The organism is Microbacterium flavescens, from assembly GCF_018588945.1.
In the GTDB taxonomy this organism is placed as follows: Bacteria; Actinomycetota; Actinomycetes; order Actinomycetales; family Microbacteriaceae; genus Microbacterium; species Microbacterium flavescens.
The window spans coordinates 85220-98947 of record NZ_JAFIWA010000001.1; the positions used below are offsets into that span (position 1 = coordinate 85220).

Consider the following 13728-nt stretch of genomic DNA (forward strand, 5'->3'; position numbering starts at 1 on the left):
GAGCGGATGCCTCAGCCGATCACTCCGGCGCGGACGCATCCTCCACCGGGGCTGTCGTGCCGCGCGCCCCGACGATCGCCGCTTCGACGACGGAGGCCGCCAGCGCGTCGATCACGGGAGCGGGCTGCCACTGCACCGGGCCGCGGACGGCGATCTCGGCGAAGCCGTGCACGGAAGACCAGCATGCCCACTCCGCATTCGGGCGTCGCTCGGGAGCCAGGGCGCCGGCATCCACCATCGCGTCGAGCGTGTCGAGGAGCAGCTGGAACGGGGCGACGACCTCGTCGTCGAGTGTGACGATGCCCTCGCTGGCCTGCTGATCCTGCGTCGCGAAGGCCAGCTCGAACCAGCCGCGCTCGGCGCGGGCGAAATCGATGTACGCCAGCCCCACCCGCCGGAGCCGCTCGACCGAGGCCTCCGCCTCGGAGAGGTCGGACGGGGTCGCATCGACCCGGGCGATGATCGCGCGGGCGAGGGCCGTCTGCGCCTCGGCCGCGACCGCGCGGATGAGATCGTCGCGATCGTCGAAATGACGGTACGCGGCGTTCGGCGAGACGCCCGCGGCGCGGGTCACCTCCCGCAGCGACACCGCCGACTGGCCACCGGTGCGCGCGAGCTGAAGTCCCTGCTCGACGAGTGCACGTCGGAGGTCCCCGTGATGATAGGTGCGCGTCTGCACGACCATTGCGTCGCCCCGCTCGGATGTGTACGGTGTGAACATCGATGTGTACGGTGTCCACATCAGCCTACCTCGCCACCGACCCCGCCCCCACGACACGCCCAGAAGGACCCATCCATGAGCCAGCCGACCCCTCCGGCGAACACAGAGGACGAAGCCGTCCAGGTGCGCCCCGGTCCGCGCACGATGCGCGCGTTCTACCAGGTGCTCGCCAACACCGCCGTCGCCAACGTCACCTCGAGCTACCTGTGGTGGGCGCTGACGTTCTGGGCCTACCTCGAGACCCGCTCGGTGCTCGCGACCGCCATCATCGGCGGTTCGTACATGCTGCTGGTCGCCGTGCTCGGGGTCGTGTTCGGGGCGCTCGTCGACCACATGAAGAAGAAGGCGGTCATGGTGCTGTCGAGCGTCGTGACGCTGTCCACGTACCTCATCGCCGGCGCCCTCTACCTCGCCTTCCCCGAGAGCGTGCTCATCAACTGGGGCGGTCCGTGGTTCTGGGTGTTCGCGGGCGTCATCCTCATCGGCGGAGTGGTCGAGAACCTCCGCAACATCGCCCTGTCGACGACCGTGACGCTGCTCGTGCCGTCCGACCGCCGCGACCGCGCGAACGGGCTGGTGGGGGCCGTCCAGGGCATCGCGTTCATGGTGACGAGCGTGTTCTCCGGTCTGTCGGTCGGCCTCCTCGGCATGGGCGCCACCGTCGTGATCGCGATCGTGGCGACGGCCGTCGCGCTCACTCACCTGCTCTTCGTCCCGATCCCCGAGCGCGGCGTCGTCCACGTCGAGGGCGAGGCGCCGAAGGGGTTCGGCTTCAAGGAAGTGATCCCGGCCGTCATGATCGTGCCCGGCCTGCTCGCGCTGATCCTCTTCTCGACGTTCAACAACCTCGTCGGCGGGGTGTTCATGGCGCTCATGGACCCGTACGGGCTCGAGCTGTTCTCGGTCGAGATCTGGGGCGTCATCCTGGGCATCACCAGCGTGGGCTTCATCATCGGCGGCGGGCTCGTCGCCAAGTTCGGCCTGGGCAAGAATCCGGTGCGCACCATGCTGCTCGTCAACGTCGGCATCGCGATCCTCGGCATGACCTTCGCGATCCGCGAAGTGTGGTGGCTCTACGCGGTCGGCATCCTGGTGTTCATGTGCCTCATGCCCATCGCCGAGGCATCCGAGCAGACCATCGTCCAGCGGGTGGTGCCGTTCGAGAAGCAGGGCCGAGTGTTCGGCTTCGCGGCCAGCGTCGAGTCGGCGGCGGCGCCGATCTCGGCGTTCCTCATCGGCCCGCTCGCGCAGTTCTGGCTCATCCCGTTCATGGATTCCCAGGCGGGCCAGGACTCACTCGGCTGGCTGCTCGGGCCGGGCGAGGCACGAGGGATCGCGCTGGCGTTCGTGGGTGCGAGTGCGGTGCTGCTCGTCGTCGTGCTGCTGGCGTTCGCGTCGAAGCCGTATCGCCAGCTCTCCGAGGCCTACGCCACTGCGCCGCCGTCGCTCCACACCGATGGAGAAGAGCGAGCGGATGCCGCGTCCGGCGCTCCCGCGACGGTTTCGCCGGTGGTCAGCCCGGGGGTCACGCCGGGGTCGTGATGAACGGCACCCGGTAGCGCTTGCGGTAGGAGGCGGGAGTCAGGCCGGTGACCCGCTTGAACAGCCGCCGGAAGAAAGCCGGGTCCTCGTAGCCGATGTGCCAGCCGACAGCCTCGACCGACTCCTCGGTGCGTTCCAGGCGTCGTTTGGCCTCCTCGATGCGGATGCGCTGCACGTAGGCGAGCGGGCTGACTCCGGTCGCGTCGGTGAAGCGACGCTTGAACGTCCGCTCAGCCAGGCCCGATCTGACGACCATCTGCTCGACCGGCGCAGACACCGAGAAGTGGGTGCGCAGCCAGTCCTGAGCGTCGGCGACGACCGCGTCGCCGTGGTCCGAGCGCCCTTCGAACACCATGTACGGCGCGAGTCCGTCCTGGTGCCACTGGAGCGCGAACATGCGGGCGACCTCCTGGGCGACGGACGCCCCGGCGTAGCGGCCGGTGAGGTACAGCACCAGGTCGTGCCAGGTCGTCGATGCCCCGGAGGTGATGAGCTCGTCGCGGTCGCCGGCGACCATGAGCGCGCGCTCGGGATGGATGCGCACGTCCGGGTGCGCTGCCTGCAGATGACGGGCGTAGTCGTAGTGGACGGTGACGTCCCGGCCGTCGAACAGCCCCGTCTCCGCGAGGAGAAAGATGCCGGAGCATGCCGAGCACAGCAGTGCGCCCTGGTCGTGCATGCGCGCCGCCCAGTCGACGATCTCGGGGTAGCGTCCGCCCTTCCAGCCGGCCGGGCCCAGCACGACCGAGGGGACGATGACCATGTCGGTTCGCGCGATGTCGGCGACGCCCTCGCCGACCGGGACGGGCACCCCGCTGACTCCCATCAGCGGACCAGCCTCCGCGCCCACGATCTGAGCGCGGAAGGGCGGCCGCGCGTCGGCGCCGCCGATGCCCATGAGAGCGAAGGAGTTCATCACGTCGAGAACGCCGAACATCGTCGCGACACCCGTGTCGGGCAGCGCCACGACCGACACGCTCAGGGTGCGCTCTGCAGCCATGGGTCCTCCTTGAGTCCACATCGTGGCACGAATGGACCGAACGAGGGTCCGGATGCCACTGAACGCCGGGGCGCGGCATCCCGAGCATGGAAGGACACCGAACGAACGGCCCCTGAAAGGACCGAATCATGACAACGACAACCGTGGACGAGACCGCACTGCAGGCCTTCGTCCTGAAGGCAGTGGACGACCTCGCCGCAGGCTACCTCGGGGTGATGGTCAGCATCGGGTCGCGGCTCGGACTGTATCGCGCCCTGGCCGAGAGCGGCCCGCTCACCTCTGCGCAGCTCGCTGGGCGCACCGACTGCGCCGAGCGGTACCTGCGTGACTGGCTCTCGTCGCAGGCGGCGGCCGGCTACCTCGACTACCACCCCGCCGACGCGACCTTCGAGCTCAGGCCCGAGCAGGCACTCGTGCTCGCCGACGAGTCCAGCGCGGTCTACATCCCGCCCGCCTGGAACGTGCCCGCCGCCATGTGGTCCGACGAGGCGAAGGCGCTCCACGCCTTCCGCACCGGTGAGGGGATCGCGTGGGGCGACCACGACCCTCGGCTGGCGCACGGCACCGCGGCGTTCTACCGCAACGGCTACCGCGCGAGCCTGACCTCGCAGTGGCTGCCCGCCATGGACGGCGTCGTGGCGGCCCTCGAGCGGGGCATCGCCGTCGCCGACGTCGGATCCGGGCACGGCCATACGACGGTGCTCATGGCGGAGGCGTTCCCGAACTCGCGCTTCTACGGGTACGACAGCCACGCGCCGTCCGTCTCGGAGGCGCGACGCAACGCCCGGGTTGCGGGCGTGGAGGAGCGCGTTTCGTTCGCTCAGGTCCACGCCGACGAGTACGACCTGCTGGGCTTCGGCCTCATCTGCTTCTTCGACTCGCTGCACGACATGGGTGACCCCGTCGGGGCGCTCGAGCGCGCGGCGAAGGCCCTCACGCCGGACGGCGCGCTGCTCCTGGTCGAGCCCAACGCGGCCGACCGCCTGGAGGACAACCTCTCGGTCGTGGCTCAGACCTACTACGCGGCTTCGAGCATGATCTGCGCCGCCCACTCCCTGTCGGATGGCGGCGACCTCGTGCTGGGTGCGCAGGCCGGACCGGCGCGCCTCACCGAGGTGCTCGGCGCCGCGGGATTCACGCGGGTCCGGATCGTCGCCGAGACGCCGTTCAACCTCGTCATCGAGGCCAAGCGCTGACCCGCGCACGGCGGCCGCGGTCTCTCCAAGGAGGCCGCTGCCGCCGTCGTGCGCGCGCACGACCGCTACGCTCGGACCGTGTCTCGGGCGCTCGATGATCCGGTCGTGGTGGCATTTCCGCTGCGGGGCGAGGGCTGGGTGGCCGTGACCACGCCTGCCGCCCGCATTCCGAGCCACGGCGTCGACATCCTGGGCCAGCGCTACGCCTACGACTTCGTGAAGGTCGACGACCGCCCAGGACTGCACGTGCACCCGGCGTCGACGCTGCGCGCCGCCACCCTCGGCGGGCGAACCCGCGAGTGCTACGCCTGGGGGGCGACGATCCACGCTCCGTTCGACGCGGAGGTGGTCGCCGCCGCCGACGGCGTCGCGGAGCGGCCGTGGATCAACCCGTTCCGCGAGGCGGCGCGGATGACCTGGAACGGCCTCTCGTTCCGGCCAGAGAAGATCCCGTCGATCCTGGGCAACCACATCGTGCTGCGCGCGGGCGACGTCTACGCCGGCTTCGCGCACCTCGCGCCCGGAACCGTCGCCGTCGCGGCTGGGGAGCGGGTGCACGCCGGCGATCTGCTCGGGCGCGTGGGGCACACCGGCAACTCGACCTCGCCGCACCTGCACTTCCAGCTGATGGACTCCGCCGATCTGATGGACGCGCGAGGCATGGCCTGCGCGTTCGCGGCCTACGACGTGCGCGACGGTGACGGGTGGCGGCGCGTGGAACGGCGGATCCCGGGTCCCCGCGAACGGATCCGCTCCGTCGATCCCGGCTGAGGTCAGCCCTCCTCGCCGTCCTCGAAGTCGGCCCACGCCGCGATGTCGATGCCGTGGTTGTCGGGGGAGGCGATCGTCCACCAGTGCGGGGCGTTGGATCGCGCGACGCGCCCGCCCGCGGCGACGGCTGCCGCCACGCGTGCCTCGGCGATGTCGCGAGGCACCGACACGTCGATGTGCGTACGCCCGCGCCCGGGCTTGGCCGGGTCGAGCGGATGGAACCATAGGTGCGGGCCGCGCCGCAGCGGATCGGTGGCATCCTCGTCGCCGTTGTCCTCGTACCCGAGCGCCGCCGCCCAGAACGGCCGAGTGTCGACGCCCGCGCCCTGGGCGACGGCGATGCCGACGGTCTGGAGGTGTGCGGGGTCGGGCTCGAGACCGAGCCCACGGGCGGCGCGCGAGACCGCGGCGGCGAGTTCGGCGTCGATCGGACCCAGCGCGCCGTCCTTGCGCGAGAACGTGCGCACCGTCACGCCGTGCGGGCGCACGTCGAGGTCGGGCTCGTGGCCCACCTCCGCCACCACTTCGGCGATCCCCGCCACGAAGGCGGCAGCCTCGGCGAACGACCGCGTGGCGTAGAACACGTGCGCACCCCAGAACAGCACCCTCCAGTCCTCCACTCCGGGGCAGTCATGGAAGGCCTTCGCCGTCACTCTCGACCGCTGCGCGGCCGAGGCATCCGCTCCGTCGCCCTGTTCTCTCTGCTCGTCGGTCATCGTCGTCCTCCGTCTCGCGCAGGGGTGCTGCGTCCGCGGCGACGATAGCCGCGGCCGCCGACACCGGCAACCGCTACCTCGCCGCCGCCGCACCCGCAACCCCCTGCAGGCAGGGGTGCGCCCGCGGCTACGGTCGCAGCGTAGACCGAGGATCGGAGCACATCATGTCCTACCCTGACCAGCCTCCCGCCGCTCCCGGCGACGGTGACGACGTCACCCGTGACGTGGCGGACGACCGCGGCGGCGACGTCGCCGCCGGCGACCCCGACGTCCTGACCGGCGACGACGACCGTCCGCTCGACCCCGACCTCGATGACGACGCCGTCTCCAGCGCCGCTGCCGACGAGCGTGCCGCGACGGAGGGAACCCTGGACGGCGAGGTCGACGACCGACCGTGACGGCGGTCCGCCCGCGGCGTCCGCAGCGCGGCAGGATGTACTCATGATCTCGATCCCCACCGTGACCCTGAACGACGGCGCCGAGTTCCCCGAGCTCGGGCTCGGCACCTACCACCTCCGCGGCGAGGAGGGGATCGAGGCGATGGTCGAGGCCATCGGCTCGGGCTACCGTCTGCTCGACACCGCCGTCAACTACGAGAACGAGCACGAGGTGGGCGAGGCCGTGCGGCGGAGCCCGGTGGACCGCGACGAGCTGACCGTCACGTCGAAGATCCCCGGCCGCCACCACGGGTTCGAGCAGGCCATCGACAGCATCCAGGGCTCGCTCGGTCTGCTGGGACTCGAGCGCATCGACCTCCAGCTGATCCACTGGCCGAACCCGAGCGTCGGCAAGTACGTCGACACCTGGCGCGGCATGGTCGAGGCGCGTGAGCGTGGCCTCGTCCGCTCGATCGGGGTCTCGAACTTCACCGAGGCGATGCTCACCGAGATCATCGACGCCACGGGAGTCACGCCCGCCGTCAATCAGGTGGAACTGCACCCCTACTTCCCGCAGACTGCGCTGCGCGCCTTCCACGCCGACCACGGTATCCGCACCGAGAGCTGGAGCCCGCTCGCCCGGCGCAGCGAGCTCCTGACGGAGCAGTTGCTGCAGGAGCTCGCCGTCGTCTACGAGGTCACGCCGACGCAGATCGTGCTGAGGTGGCACGTGCAGCTGGGCACCACGCCCATTCCGAAGTCGGCCGACCCCGACCGGCAGCGCGAGAACGCCGATGTGTTCGACTTCACCCTGACCGACGACCAGGTCGAGGCCATCGCGTCGCTCGAGCGCGGTCGCCTGTGGGGCGCCGACCCGAACAGCCACGAAGAGATGTAGCCCCGCGCCGTCACGCTGAGCCGGACGGCTGCCGCGCGAGCCACGCCGAGAACGTCTCCGCGCCGAGCTGCGCGCCGGGCCCGGGCAGCGCGTGACCCGCACGCATCCCCTTCATCTGCGCGCCGGGGAGGCTGATCGACGGAACCCAGCCGCGCTTGCCGATGTGACGTGCGTACGCCTGCACCATCTCGTCGAGCTTCTCCTCCCGCGGACCGGCGAGGTCCGCGGCCCGGCCCTGGGCCCCCGCCGCGGCGAGCTCGGCCAGGCGCGCGCCGACCTCCGCGACCGCGACCGGCTGCACGCGTGCGCGGGGCGCGACGTGCAGCGGTCCGAGCTTCGCCCGGTCGTACAGCTGCGCCGCGAAATCGTGGAACTGCGTCGCCCGCAGGATCGTCCAGGGGACGGCGGATGCCTCGACCACGCGCTCCTGCGCGAGTTTGCCCGCGTAGTAGTCGTACGGGATGCGGTCGACGCCCACGATCGAGAGCACCACGACGTGGCCTACTCCTGCCCGCCCGGCGGCGGCGAGAAGGTTCCCCGTGGCCGTGGTGAAGAACTTCGCGGCCGTGTCGGCCGACAGGGTGGTGACGTTCGTCGTGTCGATCACGGCGTCGACGTGCTCGAGGGCCGCGTCCAGCCCCGCTCCGCTCACGACGTCGACCCCGGTGCTGCGGGCGAGCACGACCGGCTCGTGGCCTGCGGCGCGGACGGCGTCGACGGTCGGGCGGCCCACGGTGCCGGTTCCCCCGGCGATGGCGATTCTCATCGGACTTCTCCTCTCGGCGCGTTCACGCGCTCCTGCCCTTCGACGACGCAGGGCTCCAGAATGTGAGGTGCCGACTCACATCCGTGGTCGCCACGTCGTCGATGGAGTGAGAGGAGACCGATATGGAGGACGTGGACGTTCTCGAGAGCGAGCGGCGCGGCCTGATCGGGCTCGCCTATCGCATGCTGGGGACGGTCGCCGACGCCGAGGACGCAGTCCAGGAGACGTACGTGCGCTGGTACCGCCTGACCGACGACGAACGCGCCGACATCCGCAACCCCGCGGCCTGGCTGACGCGCGTGGCGAGCCGCGTGTGCCTCGACATGCTCGGCTCAGCGCGCGCGCGTCGCGAGTCGTACGTCGGCGAGTGGCTGCCCGAACCGGTTCCGGCGGGGTCGCTGATCGCGGCATCCGCTCCTCTCGACCCCCTCGATCGGGTGACGCTCGACGAGTCGGTGTCGACCGCGCTGCTCGTCGTGCTCGAGTCGCTCACCCCGGCGGAGCGCGTGGCCTTCGTGCTGCACGACGTCTTCGGCGTCCCGTTCGCCGAGATCGCCGAGACGGTGGGACGGACGCCGGATGCCGCGCGACAGCTCGCGTCGCAGGCCCGGCGCCGCGTGCGCGAGCGTCGAGCAGGTGCTGCCACCCGGGAGGAGCACGACGCGGTCGCACGGGCGTTCGCCGCCGCCGCGGCCACCGGCGACCTCGCCGCGCTCGTGGCGATCCTGGATCCGGACGTCGTGCTGCGCGCCGACGGCGGCGGGCTCGTGTCGGCCGCGCGACGCCCGGTGTTCGGCGCCGACCGCGTCGCCCGTTTCCTGCTCGGGCTGCCGCATCTGCTGCCCGAGGCGGAGGTCGCCCCCACGCTGACCGCGGACGGGCTCGCGTTCCTCGTCACGGTCGACGGTCGCGCGGACTCCGTGATGTCGCTGGTCGTGACGGGCGGGCGCGTCACCGCCGTCCACATGGTGCGCAATCCCGACAAGCTGACCCTCTGGCGCTGACGGCAGCACGCCTGCGCGGGCTAGCGTGGGGGAATGGCGACCCCCTTCGACTCCCTCGACGACTTCATCGCACTTCCCCGGACCGAGGCCGTTGCGCTCTCGCCGGACGGACGCACCGCCGTGCTCACGGTGGCCGCCCTGAAGAAGGACGGCACCGGCTACGACCGTTCCCTGTGGAGCGTTCCGGCTGACGGCTCGGGCACGCCCCGCCGGCTGACGCGCTCGGCGAAGGGCGAGGCCGGAGCGGCTTTCACGGCGAGCGGTGATCTGCTCTTCGTCTCGGCGCGTCCCGATGCCGAGGGCGATGCCGACGACGAGTCGGGTCAGCTGTGGCTGCTGCCCGCCGCCGGCGGCGAGGCCCGCCCGGTCACACGGCTCGCGGGCGGCGCCGACGCCGTGGCGGCGACCGCGGAGGCGAGCGACCGCGTCGTGATCGCGGCATCCCTCCTCCCCGGCGCCGACACGCTCGAAGCCGAGGCGAGCCTGCGCGCGCGCCGCAAGAAGAAGAAGGTATCGGCGATCCTGCACGAGACATATCCGGTGCGGTTCTGGGACCACGACCTGGGGCCCGCAGAGCCGCATCTGCTCGCGCTCGACGCCGACGCCCTGGCCGACACGATCGCCGCGGCCGTCGACGACACCGCCGCCGAGACGGAGGAGAAGGCGGATGCCGCGGCCGACGCCGCCGGTGCGCCGGAGTCGCGCGAGTCCGACGAGAAGCCCTACCCCGCGACCCTGCCGCGACCGCGCGACCTGACCCCGCGCCCCGGTCGGTCGGCCGACATCGCGGGCGCGTCGCTCACGCCCGACGGGAAGACCCTCATCGTGTCGATGCAGCGTCAGGAGCAGCGCGGCGGGCGCTACGTGCTCGTCTCGATCGACACCGACAGCGGCACGCAGACCACCCTGTTCGACGAGCAGCGGGTCGACTTCGACAGCCCGGTCGTCAGCCATGACGGATCGACCATCGCCTACTCGCGGGCCGCCAAGTCGACTCCTGCCGGACCCGCCGACGCGGAGCTCTGGATCGCCGACATCGACGGCGCCAACCCGCGCCGGCTGGCAGCGGACTGGGACCGCTGGGCGACGAGCCTCGCGTGGGACGCCGGCGACGCGGCGATCATCGCGACCGCGGACGACAACGGACGCGGACCCGTGTTCCGGATCCCGCTCGACGGCGGCGCGCCCGAGTCTCTGACCGCCGACGACTTCACCTACTCGCACGTGTCGGTGGAGCGCACGACGGGCGACCTGGTCGCACTGCGGTCCTCGTGGGTGGTGCCGCCCCACCCGGTGCGGATCGCGCGCGACGGCGCGATCACGCCGCTGCCGACCCCTGCCGCGACGCCCGAGGCGCCGGGCTCGATCGTCGAGGTCGAGACCTCGGCCGAGGACGGCGCGCGGGTGCGCGGCTGGCTGCTGCTGCCCGACGGCGCCACGGCGGAGGCTCCGGCGCCGCTGCTGCTCTGGATCCACGGCGGACCGTTGAGCAGCTGGAACGCGTGGAGCTGGCGCTGGGCGCCGCTTCTGGCCGTTGCGCGCGGCTATGCGGTGCTCCTGCCCGACCCCGCGCTGTCCACGGGGTACGGCCTGGACTTCATCGCTCGCGGCTGGAACGCGTGGGGCGCCGCCCCGTATACCGACCTGCTCGCGATCACCGACGTGGTCGAGGCGCGCGACGACATCGACGCGTCGCGCACCGCCGCGATGGGCGGGTCCTTCGGCGGCTACATGGCGAACTGGGTCGCCGGTCACACCGACCGCTTCCGCGCGATCGTCACCCATGCGAGCCTGTGGGCACTCGACCAGTTCGCCGGCACGACCGACATGTCGGTGTACTGGCAGGAGATCTTCACGCCCGAGGCGATGGCCGAGAACTCACCTCATCGGTTCGTGCGCGACATCCGCACTCCGCTCCTCGTCGTGCATGGTGACAAGGACTACCGCGTGCCGATCGGGGAGGGACTGCGGCTGTGGTCGGAGCTCGCCGAGCATCACGCCGACGACGAGGGCCGCATGCCGCACCGGTTCCTGTACTTCCCCGACGAGAACCACTGGATCCTCAAGCCCCAGCACGCCGTCGTCTGGTACGAGACCGTGTTCGCGTTCCTGGCCGAGCACGTGCTCGGCGAGACGCCGACGCGCCCCGAGCTGCTCGGCTGACGGTCGTCGGCGGGTCAGGACTCGTGACGGATCTCGCAGTCGCTGCCCGGTGACAGGATCGCCTCGTGCCCGTCGTCGAACCGGACGACGAGCAGCGGGGTGACGTCATCGCCGCGGATCTCGACGACTTCGCCGGCGCGTTCCGCTGCCCCGACGACGCGTCCGTGGATGATCACGCGGTCTCCCACGCTGGCTCGCATTCGGATCACCTCCTCGCGCACACGATACGACGGGTGCGCGAGGAGCGGTAGCCGGATGCCGCTACAGCTGCGCTCCATCGTCGTCGCGGTTCTCGAGGCCGACGTTGCGGCCCCGCCACGACTCGTACGCCATCAGCCACCCGATCGAGACCGCGAGGGCGAGGATGAGCCCGACGAGCAGCTGGCCCCAGATCAGACCGAAGATGATGCCGACCGCGAAGATCAGCGCGGTGCCGAAAGCCCACCCGGAGTGACCGCGGGTCCAGCGCTTGCGAGGTGTGGTCATGGGGACAGCCTAGGGCCGCGGGCGGATGGCGACCGCTCCGCGCCTACTGGGTCGGGGCGTTGACCGCGACCATCCAGTCGATGCCGAATCGGTCGGTCAGCATGCCGAACCGCCCACCCCAGGGCGGGGTGTCGAAGGGCATGACGATCGTGCCGCCGTCGGCCAGCTTGTCCCAGTACGCCTCCAGCGATGCCTCGTCGTCGCCGCTCACCGAGACCGAGATGCCGGCGGGCTCGCGGTACTCGATTCCGGTCGGCGTGTCTGCGCCCATCAGCACGAATCCGTCGGGACTCGTGAGCTGCGCGTGCATCACGAGGTCGTTCTCGGACGGATCCTGCACCATCCCCTCGTACTGGCCGAAGGTCGAGATGTCGAGGTCGCCGCCGAACACGCTCTGGTAGAACGTCATGGCTTCGCGGGCCTGACTCTTGAAGGAGAGATAGGGGTTGAGGCTGGGCATAGCGCGCTCCTGATCGACATGTTGGGGGAGGGATGCCGCGCCCGGCCGCGTGGCGAGACTCAGTGTCGCGCCGGCCTCCGACATCCGCAAGGGCGCCGCGCGCTTGACCTTGCGGCGGCGGCTCCACTAAGTTGGCGAGTCCGTGCCGACCGGCACAGCACCACAGGCGAGCCGAGAGGACGACGGATGAACGCGCAGCGCGAACTCCGTGTCGAGCTGGTCCTGGGCAATCAGCCCGGCGACCGCATCGAGTCGTCCCCTCCGGCGCAGGCCGTGTAGCAGCATCCGCTCTTCCACGCCCCGCACCGCACAGGTCCGGGGCGTTTCCTCTTTCCAGGGATTCGCAGCGGGCCGTGAGTCCGCCGCCCCCGTCCGTCAGGACCCTCCAGAAGGAAAGGAACCATGGAGAGGCTCTCCACCCGGCTGCTCTCGTGGGCGAGCATGCTCGACGACAAGACCGTCGAGCAGGCTCGCACCTCGTCGAGCATGCCGTTCATCCACCCGCACCTGGCGCTCATGCCGGATGCGCACCTCGGCAAGGGCGCCACCGTAGGGTCGGTCATCCCGACCCTCGGCGCCATCATGCCGGCCGCCGTCGGCGTCGACATCGGCTGCGGCATGATCGCCGTCCGCACTCAGTTCACTCGCGAGCAGCTCGTCTCGCGAGAGCTCGCCGTTCTGCGCGAGCAGATCGAGCGCGCCATCCCGCTGTCGGCGGGTCACGCCAACCGCAAGGTCGTCGCGACCGCAGAGCCTCGGGTCGCCGAACTCGAGTCGCTCGCTGAGAAGGCCGGGTTCGATCCGTCGGCGTATGCAGGGCACTGGCGCCTGCAGCTCGGGTCGCTCGGCTCGGGAAACCACTTCATCGAGGTGTCGGTCGACGAACTCGACCGCGTGTGGATGTTCCTGCACTCGGGATCCCGGGGCGTCGGCAACAAGATCGCCACGCACCACATCGCCGTCGCGCAGCGGCTCGCGAAGCAGTGGTGGATCGAGCTCCCCGACCCCGACTTCGCGTACCTGGTGGAGGGCACGCCGGAGTTCACTCGATACATCCGGGAGCTCCGGTGGGCGCAGCACTTCGCGCTCCTCAACCGCGAGGAGATGATGGATCGCGTCGCGCGGCAGCTCTCGGAGGTGATGGGCGAGACCGTCGTCGAGCACGAGCGCATCAACTGCCACCACAACTTCACCGAGTCCGAGAAGCACTTCGGCAAGCAGGTGTGGGTGTCGCGTAAGGGCGCCATCCAGGCAGACGCCGGTCGACCCGGTCTTATTCCGGGGTCGATGGGCACGGCGTCGTATGTGGTCGAGGGGCTCGGCAACCCGCTGTCCCTGAACTCGTCGCCGCACGGTGCGGGCCGTGAGTATTCGCGTTCCGCAGCTCGCCGGACCTTCACCCACGCGCAGCTCCGCGAGGCGATGGCCGGTATCGAGTTCCGTGACACCGACGCCTTCATCGACGAGATCCCCCAGGCGTACAAGCCGATCGACCAGGTCATGGCCGACGCCGCCGACCTGGTGTCGATCCGTCACACGCTGCGCCAGCTCGTCAACGTGAAGGGCGATTGAGCGGATGCCGCGGCCCGAGCCTCCGGGCATGGCCGCGGCATCCCACTCGTCCTCCG

The 13728-nt window shown here is 70.9% G+C and carries 15 protein-coding genes; 8 read left to right on the forward strand and 7 right to left on the reverse strand.

Features of this window, described 5'->3' with window-relative positions; genetic code table 11:
* Positions 1 to 19: 19 nt before the first annotated feature.
* Positions 20 to 721 carry a TetR/AcrR family transcriptional regulator gene (locus tag JX005_RS00325; protein ID WP_246533378.1) on the reverse strand — a complete coding sequence of 234 codons (702 nt, stop codon included), beginning with the start codon at positions 719 to 721 and terminating at the stop codon, positions 20 to 22.
* Between the two features lie 75 nt (positions 722 to 796).
* Between JX005_RS00325 and JX005_RS00330 the strand changes: the two genes are divergently transcribed.
* On the forward strand, positions 797 to 2263 hold the full coding sequence (locus JX005_RS00330) for an MFS transporter (protein ID WP_281421982.1): 1467 nt from the start codon (positions 797 to 799) through the stop codon (positions 2261 to 2263).
* Here JX005_RS00330 and JX005_RS00335 read toward each other — a convergent pair.
* The gene (locus JX005_RS00335; RefSeq protein ID WP_214465351.1) at positions 2247 to 3263 is read right to left on the reverse strand and encodes a GlxA family transcriptional regulator; all 1017 of its coding nucleotides are present in this window, start codon (positions 3261 to 3263) and stop codon (positions 2247 to 2249) included. The genes JX005_RS00330 and JX005_RS00335 overlap by 17 nt on opposite strands.
* 128 nt (positions 3264 to 3391) lie before the next feature.
* Here JX005_RS00335 and JX005_RS00340 point away from each other — a divergent pair, with 128 nt between their 5' ends.
* Together JX005_RS00340 and JX005_RS00345 are read left to right on the forward strand one after the other, a co-directional pair.
* Positions 3392 to 4459 carry a methyltransferase domain-containing protein gene (locus JX005_RS00340; protein WP_214465353.1) on the forward strand — a complete coding sequence of 356 codons (1068 nt, stop codon included), beginning with the start codon at positions 3392 to 3394 and terminating at the stop codon, positions 4457 to 4459.
* Between the two features lie 78 nt (positions 4460 to 4537).
* The gene (locus tag JX005_RS00345; protein WP_214465355.1) at positions 4538 to 5230 is read left to right on the forward strand and encodes a M23 family metallopeptidase; all 693 of its coding nucleotides are present in this window, start codon (positions 4538 to 4540) and stop codon (positions 5228 to 5230) included.
* 2 nt (positions 5231 to 5232) lie between these two features.
* Here JX005_RS00345 and JX005_RS00350 read toward each other — a convergent pair whose 3' ends face one another.
* Complete coding sequence (locus JX005_RS00350) at positions 5233 to 5946, reverse strand: VOC family protein (protein WP_214465356.1); 714 nt, start codon at positions 5944 to 5946, stop codon at positions 5233 to 5235.
* Positions 5947 to 6110: 164 nt separating this feature from the next.
* Here JX005_RS00350 and JX005_RS00355 point away from each other — a divergent pair, with 164 nt between their 5' ends.
* Positions 6111 to 6344: a hypothetical protein gene (locus JX005_RS00355; protein ID WP_214466086.1), complete on the forward strand. Its 234-nt coding sequence runs from the start codon at positions 6111 to 6113 to the stop codon at positions 6342 to 6344.
* A 43-nt stretch (positions 6345 to 6387) separates the two neighbouring features.
* A complete protein-coding gene (locus tag JX005_RS00360; protein ID WP_214465357.1) occupies positions 6388 to 7221 on the forward strand; it encodes an aldo/keto reductase in 834 nt (277 codons plus the stop codon).
* A 10-nt stretch (positions 7222 to 7231) separates the two neighbouring features.
* On the opposite strand, the gene JX005_RS00365 is transcribed toward JX005_RS00360, so the two are convergent.
* Positions 7232 to 7987 carry an SDR family oxidoreductase gene (locus JX005_RS00365; RefSeq protein WP_214465358.1) on the reverse strand — a complete coding sequence of 252 codons (756 nt, stop codon included), beginning with the start codon at positions 7985 to 7987 and terminating at the stop codon, positions 7232 to 7234.
* Positions 7988 to 8109: 122 nt separating this feature from the next.
* Here JX005_RS00365 and sigJ point away from each other — a divergent pair, with 122 nt between their 5' ends.
* Positions 8110 to 8991, forward strand: coding sequence for an RNA polymerase sigma factor SigJ (gene sigJ / locus JX005_RS00370; RefSeq protein ID WP_214465359.1), 882 nt, complete (start codon positions 8110 to 8112; stop codon positions 8989 to 8991).
* A gap of 33 nt (positions 8992 to 9024) precedes the next feature.
* Positions 9025 to 11154: a S9 family peptidase gene (locus JX005_RS00375; RefSeq protein ID WP_214465360.1), complete on the forward strand. Its 2130-nt coding sequence runs from the start codon at positions 9025 to 9027 to the stop codon at positions 11152 to 11154.
* Positions 11155 to 11168: 14 nt separating this feature from the next.
* Here JX005_RS00375 and JX005_RS00380 read toward each other — a convergent pair whose 3' ends face one another.
* The 3 genes from JX005_RS00380 to JX005_RS00390 form a co-directional block, all read right to left on the reverse strand.
* Positions 11169 to 11354: a DUF1918 domain-containing protein gene (locus JX005_RS00380; protein ID WP_214465361.1), complete on the reverse strand. Its 186-nt coding sequence runs from the start codon at positions 11352 to 11354 to the stop codon at positions 11169 to 11171.
* 61 nt (positions 11355 to 11415) lie between these two features.
* A complete protein-coding gene (locus JX005_RS00385; protein WP_214465362.1) occupies positions 11416 to 11640 on the reverse strand; it encodes a hypothetical protein in 225 nt (74 codons plus the stop codon).
* 43 nt (positions 11641 to 11683) lie between these two features.
* Positions 11684 to 12100, reverse strand: a complete 417-nt coding sequence (locus JX005_RS00390) for a VOC family protein (RefSeq protein ID WP_214465363.1) — start codon at positions 12098 to 12100, stop codon at positions 11684 to 11686.
* A 402-nt stretch (positions 12101 to 12502) separates the two neighbouring features.
* Here JX005_RS00390 and JX005_RS00395 point away from each other — a divergent pair, with 402 nt between their 5' ends.
* The gene (locus tag JX005_RS00395) at positions 12503 to 13672 is read left to right on the forward strand and encodes an RtcB family protein (protein WP_214465364.1); all 1170 of its coding nucleotides are present in this window, start codon (positions 12503 to 12505) and stop codon (positions 13670 to 13672) included.
* The last annotated feature ends 56 nt before the right edge of the window (positions 13673 to 13728 follow it).